Source organism: Candidatus Deferrimicrobiaceae bacterium, from assembly GCA_035256765.1.
GTDB lineage: Bacteria > Desulfobacterota > Deferrimicrobia > Deferrimicrobiales > Deferrimicrobiaceae > CSP1-8.
The window spans coordinates 1-14,638 of sequence record DATEXR010000102.1 but is presented as its reverse complement, the minus strand read 5'-3'; the positions used below and the strand labels follow the sequence as shown (position 1 = coordinate 14,638).

Genomic DNA, 14,638 nt, shown 5'->3' with positions numbered 1-14,638 from the left:
GCAGGGTGGAGCTCCCGGTGGAATATTTCATCGGCCTGAAATACCTCCGGGCCAAGCGGAAGCAGACGTTCATCTCCATCATCACCGTGATCTCGATTCTGGGGGTGACGGTCGGGGTGATGGCCCTCATCATCGTCCTGGCCGTGATGAGCGGGTTCGAGAAGGAGCTGAAAGACCGCATTCTCGGAGCCACGGCCCACGTTCACGTCACCAGTCTCGAGGGGAGCATCGCGGACCCGTTCGCCCTTGCCCGGCGGGTCGGGTCGGTGGAGGGCGTGGAAGCGACGAGCCCGTACCTCTTCTCCCCGGTGATGATCTCCTCCGGTACCGGATCGACGGGGGGGGTCCTGCGCGGCGTGGACGTCGCCACCATCGGGAAGGTGACGCGGATATCCCGGGACGTCCGCAAGGGGAGGATCGAGGATCTCGAGAAGAGGACGGAGAAAGGGATTCCGGGGGTGATCCTCGGGAAGGAGCTTGCCGGCAATTTGGGGGTGTCCGTGGGAGACCTCGTGGAGGTCCTGGCCCCCGGGGGGAACGTGACTCCGATGGGGGCGTTCCCGGGTGTGGCGAGGTTCCGCGTGGTGGGGCTCGCCGAATCGGGGATGTACGAGTACGACTCCTCGTTCGCCTACGTGTCCCTGGAAGAGGCGGGCAGGCTCCTGGGGATGGAGGGGCGGGCCACGGGGGTAGAGGTGAAGGTCGGCGACATCTACCAGGCGGGGCGGATCGCGAACCGAATCCGGGAGGAGCTCGGCTACCCTTACTGGGCGAAGGACTGGATGCAGAGCAACCGGAACCTGTTCTCGGCGCTGAAGCTGGAGAAGGTGGTGATGTTCGTCATCCTCGTCCTGATCGTGATGGTCGCCGCGTTCAACATCATCAGCACGCTCATCATGGTCGTCATGGACAAGAACAAGGACATCGCCGTGCTGATGACCCTCGGCGCCAGCCGGAGGATGATCCGGAAGATCTTCGCCCTCGAGGGGCTCCTGATCGGAGTGGCGGGAACCACCGCGGGGACATTGTTCGGAGGTCTCCTCTGCTTCCTCCTCCGCCGGTACGAGTTCATCCATCTGCCGAGCGACGTCTATTACATCTCCACCCTTCCGGTGGCCCTTTCCCCCGGGATCCTGATCCTGGTCGGAGTGAGCTCCATCGTGATCTGTTTCCTGGCGACCCTGTACCCCGCGCGGCAGGCATCCCTCGTCGACCCGGCGGAGGCGATCCGGTATGAATAGCGTCGATTTCCTCCGCGTCGAAAACCTCCGGAAGGAATTCCGGAAGAAGGGGGGAATGCTCGAGGTGCTCAAGGGGATCTCGTTCACGCTGGGCCGGGGGGAGATGCTCAGCGTCGTGGGGGTGTCGGGAGCCGGCAAGACGACCCTTCTCCAGATTGTGGGAACCCTCGACCGGGCGACTTCCGGGAACGTGCTCTATGACGGGGAGGACGTGACATCCTTGCCCGAGGAGAAGCTTGCCGGGTTCCGGAACCGGAAAGTGGGCTTCGTTTTCCAGTTCCATCACCTGCTGCCGGAATTCGACGCCCGGGAAAACGTCATGCTCCCCTGCCTGATCGCCGGGACGGGGCGGGAGGAGGCCCGGAAGAGGGCGGAGGAGCTTCTCTCGGAAGTCGGACTTTCCGGGAGGGCCACGCACCGGGTCGGGGAACTCTCCGGGGGGGAACAGCAGAGGGTGGCCATCTGCCGGGCGTTGGCGATGGGCCCCGAAATCCTCCTTGCCGATGAACCGACCGGGAACCTGGACAAGGAGACCGCGATGGGGGTCGCGGACCTTCTCGTCGATCTGAACAGGAAAAGGGGGCTTTCCCTTGTGGTCGTCACGCACAACGAGGGACTGGCCGGGAGAATGCACCGGGTACTGAAAATCGACGACGGGCGGATCGTACGTTGACCCCCTTGCGGGTTGCCGCTTCCGCCGTTGCAGCCCTCCTGGCGATCGCGGCAATCCGTCCTTTCCCCGCCGGTTCCGCCGGTTTTCCCGTTTTGAAGATCCGGGTGGAAGGGGCGAACCGGGTGGGAGCCGACGCGATCCTCGGGGTCATGGGGACCCGTGTCGGAGAAGAGTTCGCCCCCGCCCGGATCCGGGAGGATGTGAAGGCGATTTACCGCATGGGGTATTTCTCCGACGTGAAGATCGACGCGGAGGATGCTCCCGGCGGGCTGCATCTGACCGTGCTCGTCACCGAGAAGCCGATCGTCTCCTCGATCTCCATCGCGGGGAACAAGGAGGTGGACACCGCCGACCTCAAGGCGGCCCTCACCGTCAAGGAGCGGACCCTTTTCCAGGAGGAGAAGGTCAAGGAGTCCGGGCGCAAGATGGTCGAGGTCTGCCAGAACAAGGGGTTTTACGACGCGACCGTCGATTCCTCCTTCGAGGAGGAGGCGGACGGCTCCATCCGCGTCTTCTTTCGCGTATCGGAAGGGGAAAAGCTCAAGATCGGCAAGATCCGGATCACCGGGAACCGGTATCTGGGAGTGAAGGAAATCCGGAAGACGATGGAGACGAAAGAGAAGGGGCTCTTCTCGTTTCTTACCGACTCGGGGGCATTGAAGAAAGACGTAATCGAGAACGACATCCGGCGGATCGAGGCCCTGTACCAGAACAACGGGTTTCTGGACTCCAAGGTTTCCGATCCCGAGATCGGGAGGTTGCCGAAGGGACTGCTGTTGACGATCCACGTGTTCGAGGGGCGGCAGTACCGCGTAGGGGAGATCCGCTTTTCCGGGGAATCCGGGCTGACCGAGAAGGAGATACGAGAGAAGGGTAAGCTGAAAAGCGGAGACGTGTTCAGCCGGGACACCCTGCTTGCGGACGTCCTCTCCCTGACCAATGTCCTGAACGACCAGGGGTACGCCCTTGCACTCGTCTCCCCCCTCGTAGAGAAGCGGAAGGAATACCCCCTCGCCGACGTGACGTACAAGATGGCGCGGGGGGAGAAATTCCGTTTCGGGAAGGTGGAGGTGGTCGGCAACACCAAGACGCTCGACCGCGTGATCCGCCGCAACCTGGACGTGAGCGACGGCAGGACGTACACCGCCACCGGGCTCAAGAAGAGCAAGGAGAACCTCACCCGCCTTTCCTACTTCAAGGACATCAAGATCAGCACGGCGCCCTCGGTGGTGTCCCAGGAAATGGACGTCAAGGTGGAGATCCAGGAGGGCCCGACGGGCACCCTGTCGGGCGGGATGGGTTTCAGCTCCGTGGACAAGCTGTTCGGGGTGGTCCAGGTGACCGAGAACAACCTCCTGGGGAGGGGCTGGAAAGCTTCTCTCATTTCGCAGTTCGGCGCCCGGAGGACGTTGTTCAGCTTGGATTTCCGGGACCCCTATTTCCTCGATACCGACCTCAGCCTCCTCCTGAATGCGTACAAGACGGATACGAAGTACACCGACTTCAACCGGAAGTCGGTGGGGGGAAAGGTGGGCATCGGGTACTCGTTCACGAGGGACACGTCCGCCAGCATGGCCTTCCGGGTCGACTCCATCCGGATCTCCGACCCGGGGGAGGCGGTCTCCCAGATCCTGAAGGAGGAGTTCAGCAAGGGGGCCCAGCAGACCCGGAGCATCGCGTTCAACGTCAACCGGAACACCACGGACAAGCACATCGACCCGTCTCGCGGAACCGTGGAGTCCGCGACGGTGGAGTACGCCGGCGGTCCGCTGGGCGGGGACTCCGACTTCGTGAAATACTTCCTGAGCGGGAAGGTCTTTTATCCCGTGACGACGTCGACCGTCCTCTCCGGGAACATTTTGTGGGGGCACGTGATCAGCACGGTGGGGGGGAGAGTGCCGATCTTCGAACGGTTCTTCCTCGGAGGGCCCTACAGCATCCGGGGATTTAAATCGCTGACCATTTCTCCGACCGACCCGAACACCGGCGAGCGGATCGGCGGGAACAAGGAACTGGTGGCGAACGTGGAGTACCTCTTTCCCCTGTTCGGCGAGTTCGGGTTCAAGGGGGTCCTGTTTTTCGACGCGGGCAACACCTGGAGGCAGGGGGATTGGCCTTGGGACGGCGAGGCGCTAAAGTATGCGGCAGGATTGGGCATCCGCTGGTACTCCCCCATGGGACCGTTGCGGTTCGAGTGGGGATGGAATCTCAACCCTGCCCCCGGCGAGGCGAAACGGGTGATGGAGTTCACGATCGGCACGGCATTCTAACCAGGAGGTTTTGCGATGAACGGGAGGGTTCTCTGGATCTTGGCGGTGTTGCTCGCGGCAGCCGTACTGGCCGCAAGTTCGTCGTTCGCGGAAGGACTCAAAGTGGCGGTGATCGACGTCAACAAGGTCATGAACGAATCCGAGGCCGGGAAGGCCGCGAGAAAGAAGATGGAGGACAGGTACGAGGAGCTGAAGAAGAAGATCGACGCGAGGGGCGAGGAAGCCCGGAAGATGAAGGAGGAGCTGGACAAGCAGAAGATTCTCCTGGGAAAGGAGAAATTGAAGGAAAGGGAGGACGCGCTCAACGCGAAGGTCGCCGAACTTCGCCAACTCACCCAGGAGGCGGAAAAGGAGATGCAGAACCGTCAGGGCGAACTTACGCGCGGGGTCTTGAAGATCGTGGAGGGGCAGTGGGAAAAGGTTGTGGAGCAGGAAAAGATCGACCTGCTGCTGGAGAGGAGCAGCGGGGTGGTCTATTCCAACCCCTCGCTGGACATCACCTCCAAGGTGCTCGATCTGGTGAACAAGGAGAAGCCCGGTGGGAAATGAGTTCCGCCTCTCCGACCTCGCGGACCGGATCGGGGCGCGGCTGGTCGGAGACGGGGAGAGGGTCGTCGCCGGTATCGCCCCGATCGAGGAGGCGGGTCCGGGTCAGGTGACGTTTCTCGCGAACCCGAAGTACGCCCGCTTCGCGAAGGATTCGAAGGCCACGGCGATCATCGCGAAGGAAGTCGTGCCTGGGGCGCAGACGGCGTTTCTCCTTTCCGATAATCCGTACTTCGCATTCGCGTGCGCCATGGAAGCGTTTCACCCGCCCGCGCGCCCCGCCCCGGGGATATCGGACAAAGCGGTGGTCGACCCGTCCGCCCGTCTCGGACGGGATGTCGCCGTCGCGCCGTTCGTGGTCATCCAGGAAGGCGCCGAGGTGGGGGACCGCACCGCGCTGTTCCCCGGGGTTTATGTCGGGAAGGGGGTGAGCATCGGTCCGGACTGCCTGGCGTATCCCCATGTCGTGTTGTACCACGACGTCAAGGTGGGCTCCCGGGTGATTCTGCACGCGGGATGCGTCATCGGGAGCGACGGGTTCGGTTTCGCTCCGACCGCCGAAGGGTTCCGGAAGATCCCCCAGGTGGGGACGGTCGAGATCGGGGACGATGTGGAGATCGGGGCGAACACCACCATCGACAGGGCGGCGCTCGGCGTCACCCGGATATCCCGGGGGACGAAGCTGGACAATCTCGTCCAGGTCGGACACAACGTGGTCATCGGAAGCGACACGGTGATCGCGGCGCAGGCCGGAATCTCCGGGAGCGTGCGGATCGGCAATCGCGTCATGATCGGGGGGCAAGCGGGTCTCGCGGGCCATCTCGAGGTGGAGGACGGCATCCTGCTGGGGGCGAAAAGCGGCGTTCCCGTTTCCCTGCGCGTCTCGGAAGCACGGGCCTGGTCGGGGATTCCGGCGATGCCGCATCCGGTCTGGCTCCGGATGGCGACCCTGCTTCCGAAGCTCCCGGAACTCTTCCGCCGCGTGAAGCGGCTGGAAGAAGGGAATAACCCAAGGAGGGGATAGAGACATGTTCACTGCCCGGGAGATCATGAAGTTGCTGCCCCACCGGTTTCCTTTTCTTCTGCTGGACCGGATCGTCGAGCTGGAGCCGGGCCGGCGCGTGGTCGGGTTGAAGAACGTTACCATCGATGAGCCCTTCTTCGCGGGGCACTTCCCCGACTACCCCATCATGCCCGGGGTGCTCATCATCGAGGCGTTGGCCCAGGCGGGAGGGTTCCTCGCCCTCAAGGCGATGGGCAACGAGGGAAAAATCGCCTTTTTTGCCGGAATCGACAAATGCAAATTCCGCCGGCCCGTCGTCCCGGGAGACCAGCTCCGCCTCGAGTGTACCGTCATCGGCCGCAAGGGATCGGTCTGGAAAATGCACGGAGAGGCCACCGTGGACGGTGTCCTCGCCGCGGTGGCCGACCTGACGGCGTCCCTCGCCCACCCGCGGAACGAGCGGGACCTGGAAGGAGCGGGCCGATGATTCATCCGACGGCGATCATCGATCCCGGAGCGGTGCTGGGGGAAGGGGTGGAGGTCGGGGCGTACGCCATGATCGGACCCCGGGTGACACTGAGGGAAGGGTGCAGGGTCGGTGCGCACGCGATCATCGAGTCCCATGCCCGGGTCGGGAAAGATACCCGGGTGTATTCCTTCGCGTCGATCGGCTCTCCGCCCCAGGACCTGAAGTACCGGGGGGAGGAAACCTGGGTGGAGATCGGCGAGGGGTGCACCATCCGGGAATACGTCACGGTGAACCGGGGGACCGCCGCCGGGGGGGGCGTAACGCGTGTAGGAAACGGCGTGCTCCTGATGGCGTACTGCCACGTCGCCCACGACTGTCATGTCGGCGACCGTGTGATCGTTGCCAACGCGGCCACGCTGGCCGGGCACGTGGAGGTCGGGGCGAAGGCGATCATCGGCGGTCTCGTGGGGGTCCATCAATTCGTCCGCATCGGCTCCTTCGCCATGGTCGGGGCGCTGTCGGGCCTTCCCCTCGACATCCCCCCGTACGTGACGGCGGTCGTGGCCCGGGGGCAAAAGGGGAGGGGCCTGTACGGGCTGAACCTCATCGGGCTCCGAAGGAACGGTTTTTCGGAGGAGACGATCGCGGAGTTGAAGAAGGCGTACCGGATCCTCTTCCGTTCGGGTCTTCCCATGCGGGAGGCGCTCGCCCGGGCGGCGGCGGAAACGGCCCCGCTCCCCGAAATCCGGCATCTTCTCGATTTCGTCCAGTCCAGCAAACGGGGAGTGCAGAGGTAGGGCATGCTGCGCGTGGGCGTCATCGGCGTCGGATACCTCGGAAGGCTGCACACCCAGAAATTGGCGTCCTTCGACGACGTCGCTCTCGTCGGGGTATGCGACGCCGACCGGGAACGGGGGGAGAGGGTCGCGGAGGAGTTCGGGACCTCCTTCCGTGCGGGCAGCCGGGAGCTGCTCCGGGAGATCGATGCGGTATCCATCGCGGTGCCCACGACCGCCCATTACCGGGTGGCGAAGGAGGCGATGCGCGCGGGGGTCCACGTCCTTCTCGAAAAGCCGATCGCGGCGACCGTCCGGGAGGGTCGCGCCCTGGTCCGGGAGGCCGAGGTGCGCCGTCTCGTCTTCCAGATCGGGCACCTGGAGAGGTTCAACTCCGCGGTCCTCTCCGCCGCGTCCGTTCTGAAGGAGCCGAGGTTCGTCGAATGCCATCGGCTCGGGCCCTTCGGGGCCCGAGGCACGGACGTGGATGTGGTGCTCGACCTGATGATCCACGACATCGATCTCCTCCTCTCGTTCGTCCGGTCACCCGTCGTCCGGATCAGCGCCGTCGGGATCCCGGTAATCTCCCCGAACATCGATATCGCGAACGCCCGGCTCTCCTTCGCCAACGGATGCGTGGCCAACATGACGGCGAGCAGGGTCTCCGCGCGCAAGCAGCGCAAGATACGGATCTTCCAGGAAGAAGCCTACGTGTCGATGGACTTCGTCGAGAACTCCATCCAGATTTTCCGAAGGACTTTCCCGCAGGGGCCGCGGGGGATGCCGGAGATCACCGGGGAACTGCTGGAAACGGAAAAGGGGGACGCCCTCCGCGACGAGATCCGCTCCTTCGTGGATTGCGTGAGGACCGGCGCACGTCCCCGCGTTTCCGGAGCGGACGGACTCGCGGCGCTGGAGGTGGCCTTCCGCATCCTTCGGAAGATGAGGAGACGTTGACCCCCGGGAGAAAGACCCTGTTCATCGTCTGCGGGGAGCCCTCCGGGGAGACGTACGCGGTTCGGGTTGCCCGGGCGTTCCGGAAGAGGTTTCCCGAGGTCCCGATGGAGGGGATCGGGAGCGTCCGGCTGGCGAGCGAGGGGGTGCGCCTCCTGCTGGATTACGGGGAGATCTCCGTGGTCGGGTTGACCGAGGTGGCCCGCCACTTGCCTGCGATCGTCCGGGCGCTGCGCGCCGCGGTGCAAAGGGCCACGCGCCCCGACGTGGGCGCTCTGCTTCTCGTCGATTTTCCCGAATTCAACTTCCGGGTCGGGAAAAAGGGGAACGAGCATGGGATCCCCGTGATCTACTACATTCCCCCGCAGCTGTGGGCGTGGAGGGCGGGACGGGCCGGGGAACTGGCCCGATTCACGAGGGGCGTGGTGGTCCCCTTTCCCTTCGAGGAGCCGATCCTCAGGGCGAAAGGGGTGAACGTGCGGTTTGCCGGTCATCCCCTTCTCGACGAACTGGGACCCTATTGGGACGCCGTCGCGGACCCGGGCCGGTTCGGAATCCCGGAGGGGAAGAGGGTCGTGGGGCTTCTTCCGGGGAGCCGTCCGGGGGAGATCCGTAGGCACTTCCCCCCGATGGTGGCGGCGGCGCGAAGGATCGCGGGGCGCTTCCCCGACGTGCACTTCGCCGTACCGCTTGCCGCGCCGGGGTTCCGGGACGCGATACAGGACATATTGACGGGGGTCGAGCTCCCTCTGACAATAGTGGAAAACGAACGGTTTCTGCTGTTCCGGGGGATGACGGCTGCGATTTGCGCATCCGGCACGGCAACGCTCGAACTGGCGCTCCTCGGCGTGCCGGCCGTGATCGTCTACCGCACGTCCTCGATGACCTACCGGATCAGCAGGAAGCTGGCCTCGGTGACGTGCATCGGGCTGCCCAACATCGTGGCGGGACGGAAGTTCCTTCCGGAGCTGATTCAGGACGCATGCCGTTCCGAGACGATGGCCGGGGAGATCGAAGGACTGCTGGCCGACGACAAGCGTCGGGAGGAACTGGGGGAGCAGTGCCGTGCCCTTCGGGAAGTCCTGGCGGGGACGGGTCCGTCGGAGGCGGTGGTGGAGATGCTTGCGCAGGAGGCGGGTGAGGCATGGGGTTGACCATCTACCGGCGCATGCTCGCCTACGTTCGCCCCTACCAGGGTCGTCTTCTGTGCGCGATGCTGTTCATGATCGTCGTCTCCTCCTTCCGGGGCGCGATCGCCTTTCTCGTCAAGCCCGCGCTGGACGACATCTTCATCAACAAGGACACCACCCGTCTCGCCATCATCCCCGTGCTTGTCCTGGCGGTCTACTTGCTCAAGGGAGTCTTCGAGTTCGCGCAGAGCTACCTGATGAGCGGCGTAGGCCAGCGGGTGATCCGGGATATCCGGGACCACCTGTATCGCCATATGCAGTCCCTCTCCCTTTCCTTCTACATGAGGCACCCCACCGGCGTGCTGATGTCCCGCGTGACCAACGATGTCGGGCTCATGCAGGGAGCGGTGACGGAGGCGGTCACGGGCCTCATCAAGGACGTTTTTTCCGCGCTCTTCCTGGTGGGGGTCATCTTTTACCGCGACTGGAAGCTGGCGCTGGTCGCCCTCGTGGCATTCCCTCTCGCCTTCTGGCCCATCGCGCGGTTCGGCCGAAAGCTCCGCAGGACAAGTATCCGGACCCAGGAGGTCACCGGCGGGCTGACCTCCCACTTGCAGGAAACGATCAGCGGCGCGAAGCTCGTGAAATCCTTCGGTGCCGAGGAGTACGAGGTGGACCGGTTCGCCTCCCGCAACGCCCAACTGTTCCGCCTGAGCATGAAGGTGGTGAAGGTGCAGGCGCTGACCTCCCCCCTCTCGGAGATGTTCGCGGGGGTGGGCGCGGCGGCGGTCATCTTCTACGGCGGCTACAGCGTCGTGAAAGGACAGAGCACCCCCGGGAACTTCTTCTCCTTCATGACGGCTCTCTTCATGCTGTACGAGCCGATCAAGAGCCTTTCCCGGATCAACAACGTGATCCAGCAGGGGATCGCCGCGGCCACCCGCGTGTTCGAGGTCCTCGACACGCTGCCCGATGTCGAGGAAAAAAAGGGGGCGCCCGACCTTGCGGGCATCGAACGCGAGATCGAGTTCGACCACGTCGATTTCCGGTATTCCGCGGGGGGGGAGTACATCCTGAAGGACATCGCCTTCCGGGTGCCTCTCGGCACGCTGGTGGCGGTCGTCGGCTCGAGCGGGGCGGGCAAGACGACCCTTGTGGACCTGCTTCCGCGGTTCTACGATCCGCAGAACGGGGCGATCCGGATCGACGGCACGGATATCCGGGACGTCTCGCTTGCCTCGCTCCGTTCGCAGATCGGGATTGTCAGCCAGCACACGATCCTGTTCAACGACACGGTGAGAAACAACATCTCCTACGGGGCCGCGGACGCCCCGAGGGAGAAAGTCGAGGAGGCCGCGCGCAAGGCGAACGCGCACGGATTCATCACCAGGCTCCCCGAGGGGTACGACACCGTCGTCGGCGAACAGGGGCTGAAGCTGTCGGGGGGCGAAAGGCAGCGCGTGGCCATCGCCCGGGCTCTTCTCAAGGACGCCCCGGTCCTGGTCCTGGACGAGGCCACATCGGCCCTCGACTCCGAGTCGGAAAGCGTGGTCCAGGAGGCGCTCGAGCACCTCATGCGGGGCCGGACCACCTTCGTGATCGCCCACAGGCTCTCCACGGTCCGCAACGCCGACATGATTCTTGTGGTGGAGGACGGGCGGATCGTCGAGAGCGGGCGGCACGAGGAGCTGCTCTCCCGGGAGTCCCGATATCGCTTGTTCTACCTCAAGCAGTTCGAGGAGAGGAAGCCCGGTGCGGAAAGCCGACCCGGCAGCGCCTGACGGGGGGGGCAAAGGGTTCCACCCGGGCAGCCAGGCGCATTTCCTTTACAACCTGGCCCTCAAGGGCGCCCTGATCCTTGCGGCGCCGGGCTGGATCCCCTGGATGGCGCTCTCCCGGAAACGGAGAAGGAATTTCCCGGACCGGCTCGGGGTTCATCTCGGGCGCATTCCGCCGAAGGGAGGAAAGCGCAGGATCCTGATTCACGCGGTCTCGGTGGGGGAAACCCTCTCGGCGGTCCCCCTCGTCCGCATGCTCCGGAGTCTGCTCCCTTCCGTGGAACTGTTCTTCTCCACGGTTACGCTCACCGGGCAGGAGGTGGCCGGAAGGGCGCTTGCCGGCCAGATCGAGGCGACGCTTTTCTTTCCTTTCGACTTTCCCGGCATCGCGGGGAAATTTCTCGACAGGGTCGGTCCGGACGTCGTGGCGATTCTCGAAACGGAGATCTGGCCGAATTTCCTGGGGGAGTGCGCGAGACGGGGGATTCCCGTCGTCATCCTGAACGGGAGAATCTCGGAACGCTCGCTGCGCGGCTACGGCCGGGTGAAATCCCTCTTCGGGAGGGTCCTCTCGTGCGTGACCGCCGTCGCCATGCAGACGGAGGAGGACGCCCGCCGGATCATCTCCCTGGGTGCACCCCCGGAGAAGGTATCGGTCACCGGAAACATGAAGTTCGACGTCGCTCCTCCCCCCGAAACCGATACCCCCTTTTTCTCCTGGCTGCGCGGCGAAAAGGACCGGGGGTCCTCATGGTTCGTCGCCGGATCGACCCACGAGGGAGAGGAAGAGGCGGTGCTGTCCGCATTCGGCGGTGCGCGGTCGATCAACCGGTCCGTTCGGCTTCTTCTCGCGCCGCGCCACCCTGAACGTTTCGACGCCGTCGCGGAGCTGTGCGGCCGGCGGGGGTGGGAGGTGGAGCGAAAAACCAAGATCGCGCAGGAAGGGGAAGAGCGGTCCGCCCCCGTCGTTCTCCTGGACACCGTCGGGGAACTGCTCTCCGCGTATGCCATGGCGGATATCGCCTTCGTCGGGGGAAGCATCGTCCCGAAGGGGGGACACAACATCCTCGAGCCCGCCCTGTTCGGAGTGCCCATCGTCGCCGGGACCCACATGGGCAATTTTCGGGAGATCACCGAGATCTTCACCCGGGGGGAGGCGGTGACCCTGGTGCGGGACGCGGCCGATCTTTCCCGGGTTCTTTCGCAGTGGGCGGCCGACCGCACCCCGTTCCTGGAAAGGGGGAAGCGCGCCCGGCGATTGCTGGAAGGACTGCGGGGCGCCACCGGGGAAAACGTCGCCCTCGTGGTCCGCGAACTCTCCCGGCGAGAGGGAGGAACGCCTTGATCGGGACCGTCGCCCGGTGGAAAAGGACCCTCTACGGTGCGGGAATCCTCCGGTCCTTATCCCTGCCCCGGCCCGTGGTGAGCGTGGGCAACCTGACCGTGGGGGGATCGGGAAAGACGCCGCACGTGCAGTTCCTTGCCGGATGGCTTTCCGGCCTGGGGGTGAAGGTCGCGATCCTGAGCCGCGGGTACGGAAGGAAGACGAGCGGCGTCGTCTGGGCTTCGCGGGGGGCGGGGGGAGGACCTGCGAGCGGGTTCGGAGCCGGCGCGGCGGAGCGGGTGGGAGATGAGCCGGCCCTTCTCGCGTCGACCCTCCCCGGGGTTCCCGTGCTCGTGGGCGAATCCCGGTTTGCCGCGGGGACCGAATGTCTCCGGGTTCTCGAGGTGGATGCGTTCCTGCTCGACGACGGGTTCCAGCACCTATCCCTCCGCCGGGACGCCGATCTCCTCCTGGTCGACGCCGTCCGGGGGCTGGGGAACCGGCGGACCCTACCGTTCGGACCGCTCCGGGAGCTTCCGGACCAGGCCCGGTTCGCGGACGCCCTGGTCGTTACCCGATGCGAAAGCCTCGAACACGGCAGGCGGGCGATCGGAGGCATACCGTTTCCGCCGGGCAAGACCGCGGCTTTTACCCGTCTTGTCCCGCGCGCGCTCGTCGACCGCGACGGTGCGGAAAGTCCGCTTCCCACGGGGGAGCAACCGATCGTGGCTTTTTCGGGGGTCGCGCAAAACGACCGATTCGAGGAAACTCTCCGCGCGTCCGGCTTTCTCGTGCAACGGTTCCTCGGATTCCGGGACCACCACCCGTACCGCGCGGCCGACCTCGAGAGGATCCGTGCCGCGGCCGCCGGCCTTCCCGTCGTCACCACCGAAAAGGACATGGTCCGGCTTCCGGCCGAGGTGCCGTTTCCGGTCGCGGCGCTGCGCGTCGGGGTGGAATTTCTTTCCGGGTGGGAAGTCCTGTCCCGTCTCCTCCTGGAGAGGATCGGGAGAGGAAAAGGGCGATGAGGGAAAAGGCGTACCGGGCGATCCTGCGCCTGGCGGAAGCGCTCCCGCTGCCGGTCCGGTCCGCTTTGTTCGAACTGGCGATGCTGCTTGTCTGGGCCGTGGACGGAAAGCACCGGAAGATCGCCCGGATCAACCTCCGGATCGCCTTCCCGGGAATGGGGGACAAGGAAGCCGCCCGGATCGTCCGTCTCTGCTACGCGAGGATGGGCACGGCGGCGGCCGAATTCATCCACATCCCGAAGATGGACCGAACGTATGTCGAGGAGCACATCCGGATCGAGGGTCTCGAGCATCTCCGGCGGAGCGAACAGGAACGGGGCTTGGGTGTGCTCGGGCTCACGGGGCATTTCGGGAACTGGGAACTCGCCTCGCACGCGTACGGCACGCTCGTCGCTCCCATGGCGTTCATCGTCCGCCCGCTTTCGGATCCGGCGTGGGACCGGATCGTTTCGGAGCGGAGGGAATGGGTCGGGAACCGGGTGATCCGGAAGTTCGACTCCGCGAAGGAGGTGATGCGGGAGGTGCGCCGGGGGACCATGGTCGGGATCCTGATCGACCAGAACGTGGACCGTCCCCAGGGGGTGCTGGTCGACTTCTTTTCGAAGAAGGCGTACACGAGCTACGGAATCGCACGGATGGCCCTCGCGCTCCGCACGAATATCCACTCCGCGTTCATCTTCCGGGATTCGCGGAGAAAATACCACCACACCCTGCGGTTCGGGCCGGCGATCCCGATGGACCCGTCCGCGCCGCGGGAGGAGGAGGTGGTGCGTCTCACGCGCCGGTGCAACGAGGAACTGGAGAAGGTGATCCGGGAAGACCCCGCGCATTGGCTCTGGTTACACCGCAGGTGGAAGACGAGGCCGCCTGGGGAACCGGATCTGTACCGGGAGGTCCGATGAGGGGGATCGTGTTCCTCGACCGGGACGGCACGCTGATCGAGGAGGTGGGGTACCTCTCCGACCCCCGGGAGGTGCGCGAGATTCCCGGGGCGGCTAAGTCCCTCCTGCGCCTTTCGGGGGAGGGATTCGCCCTCGCGGTCCTCTCCAACCAGGCGGGACTCGCGAAGGGGAAGTTCCAAGAGGATCAGATGGAAGCGGTTCACCGGGCGTTCGTCGAACTTTTCCGCGCGAAGGGGGTCGAGTTCGCCGCTGTGGAGTATTGCCCCCACCATCCGGAAGGGTCGGTGGAAAAGTATCGCGCCGTATGCGACTGCCGGAAACCTTCCCCCGGGATGGCGCAAAAGGTGCTGGCGCGCATCGGGAAACCGGCCTCGTATACGATGTGGATCGTCGGTGATAAAATGACCGATGTGACGATGGGCCGCAGTCTGCGGGCGAAAACCATTCTGGTGGCCACAGGATACGGGGAATCGGAGCGCCGGGAGGGGGAGCGCCGCGGTGTCCGGCCCGACGTGTTCCTCCCCAGCATAAGGGAAGCGGCGGA

General features: G+C 64.9%; 14 protein-coding genes. All 14 read left to right on the top strand.

Features of this window, described 5'->3' with window-relative positions:
• The first annotated feature begins 5 nt into the window (after positions 1-5).
• Entirely contained in the window at positions 6-1,241 is a 1,236-nt protein-coding gene (locus VJ307_03330) for a lipoprotein-releasing ABC transporter permease subunit (GenBank protein HJX73164.1), read from the top strand.
• Positions 1,234-1,914 (top strand): ABC transporter ATP-binding protein, encoded by a 681-nt coding sequence (locus VJ307_03325; protein ID HJX73163.1) that lies wholly within the window; start codon positions 1,234-1,236, stop codon positions 1,912-1,914. Before VJ307_03330 ends, VJ307_03325 begins: the two co-directional genes overlap by 8 nt.
• A 92-nt stretch (positions 1,915-2,006) precedes the next feature.
• Positions 2,007-4,184: an outer membrane protein assembly factor BamA gene (gene bamA / locus VJ307_03320; protein HJX73162.1), complete on the top strand. Its 2,178-nt coding sequence runs from the start codon at positions 2,007-2,009 to the stop codon at positions 4,182-4,184.
• A 15-nt stretch (positions 4,185-4,199) separates the two neighbouring features.
• Complete coding sequence (locus VJ307_03315) at positions 4,200-4,733, top strand: OmpH family outer membrane protein (GenBank protein HJX73161.1); 534 nt, start codon at positions 4,200-4,202, stop codon at positions 4,731-4,733.
• Positions 4,723-5,754, top strand: a complete 1,032-nt coding sequence (gene lpxD, locus VJ307_03310) for a UDP-3-O-(3-hydroxymyristoyl)glucosamine N-acyltransferase (protein HJX73160.1) — start codon at positions 4,723-4,725, stop codon at positions 5,752-5,754. The genes VJ307_03315 and lpxD overlap by 11 nt, the downstream gene beginning before the upstream one ends.
• A 4-nt stretch (positions 5,755-5,758) precedes the next feature.
• Complete coding sequence (gene fabZ, locus VJ307_03305) at positions 5,759-6,220, top strand: 3-hydroxyacyl-ACP dehydratase FabZ (protein HJX73159.1); 462 nt, start codon at positions 5,759-5,761, stop codon at positions 6,218-6,220.
• A complete protein-coding gene (gene lpxA / locus VJ307_03300; GenBank protein HJX73158.1) occupies positions 6,217-6,999 on the top strand; it encodes an acyl-ACP--UDP-N-acetylglucosamine O-acyltransferase in 783 nt (260 codons plus the stop codon). The genes fabZ and lpxA overlap by 4 nt, the downstream gene beginning before the upstream one ends.
• Before the next feature lie 3 nt (positions 7,000-7,002).
• Positions 7,003-7,935 carry a Gfo/Idh/MocA family oxidoreductase gene (locus VJ307_03295; GenBank protein HJX73157.1) on the top strand — a complete coding sequence of 311 codons (933 nt, stop codon included), beginning with the start codon at positions 7,003-7,005 and terminating at the stop codon, positions 7,933-7,935.
• Positions 7,932-9,086, top strand: coding sequence for a lipid-A-disaccharide synthase (lpxB, locus tag VJ307_03290; protein ID HJX73156.1), 1,155 nt, complete (start codon positions 7,932-7,934; stop codon positions 9,084-9,086). Before VJ307_03295 ends, lpxB begins: the two co-directional genes overlap by 4 nt.
• Positions 9,077-10,843 carry a lipid A export permease/ATP-binding protein MsbA gene (msbA, locus tag VJ307_03285; protein ID HJX73155.1) on the top strand — a complete coding sequence of 589 codons (1,767 nt, stop codon included), beginning with the start codon at positions 9,077-9,079 and terminating at the stop codon, positions 10,841-10,843. Before lpxB ends, msbA begins: the two co-directional genes overlap by 10 nt.
• Entirely contained in the window at positions 10,815-12,185 is a 1,371-nt protein-coding gene (locus VJ307_03280; protein HJX73154.1) for a 3-deoxy-D-manno-octulosonic acid transferase, read from the top strand. Before msbA ends, VJ307_03280 begins: the two co-directional genes overlap by 29 nt.
• Positions 12,182-13,192, top strand: a complete 1,011-nt coding sequence (gene lpxK / locus VJ307_03275; protein ID HJX73153.1) for a tetraacyldisaccharide 4'-kinase — start codon at positions 12,182-12,184, stop codon at positions 13,190-13,192. The genes VJ307_03280 and lpxK overlap by 4 nt, the downstream gene beginning before the upstream one ends.
• Positions 13,189-14,094: a lysophospholipid acyltransferase family protein gene (locus tag VJ307_03270; protein HJX73152.1), complete on the top strand. Its 906-nt coding sequence runs from the start codon at positions 13,189-13,191 to the stop codon at positions 14,092-14,094. The genes lpxK and VJ307_03270 overlap by 4 nt, the downstream gene beginning before the upstream one ends.
• Positions 14,091-14,638, top strand: a 548-nt coding sequence (locus VJ307_03265) for an HAD-IIIA family hydrolase (GenBank protein HJX73151.1), incomplete at its 3' end; no start/stop codon positions are given. The genes VJ307_03270 and VJ307_03265, both read left to right, overlap by 4 nt.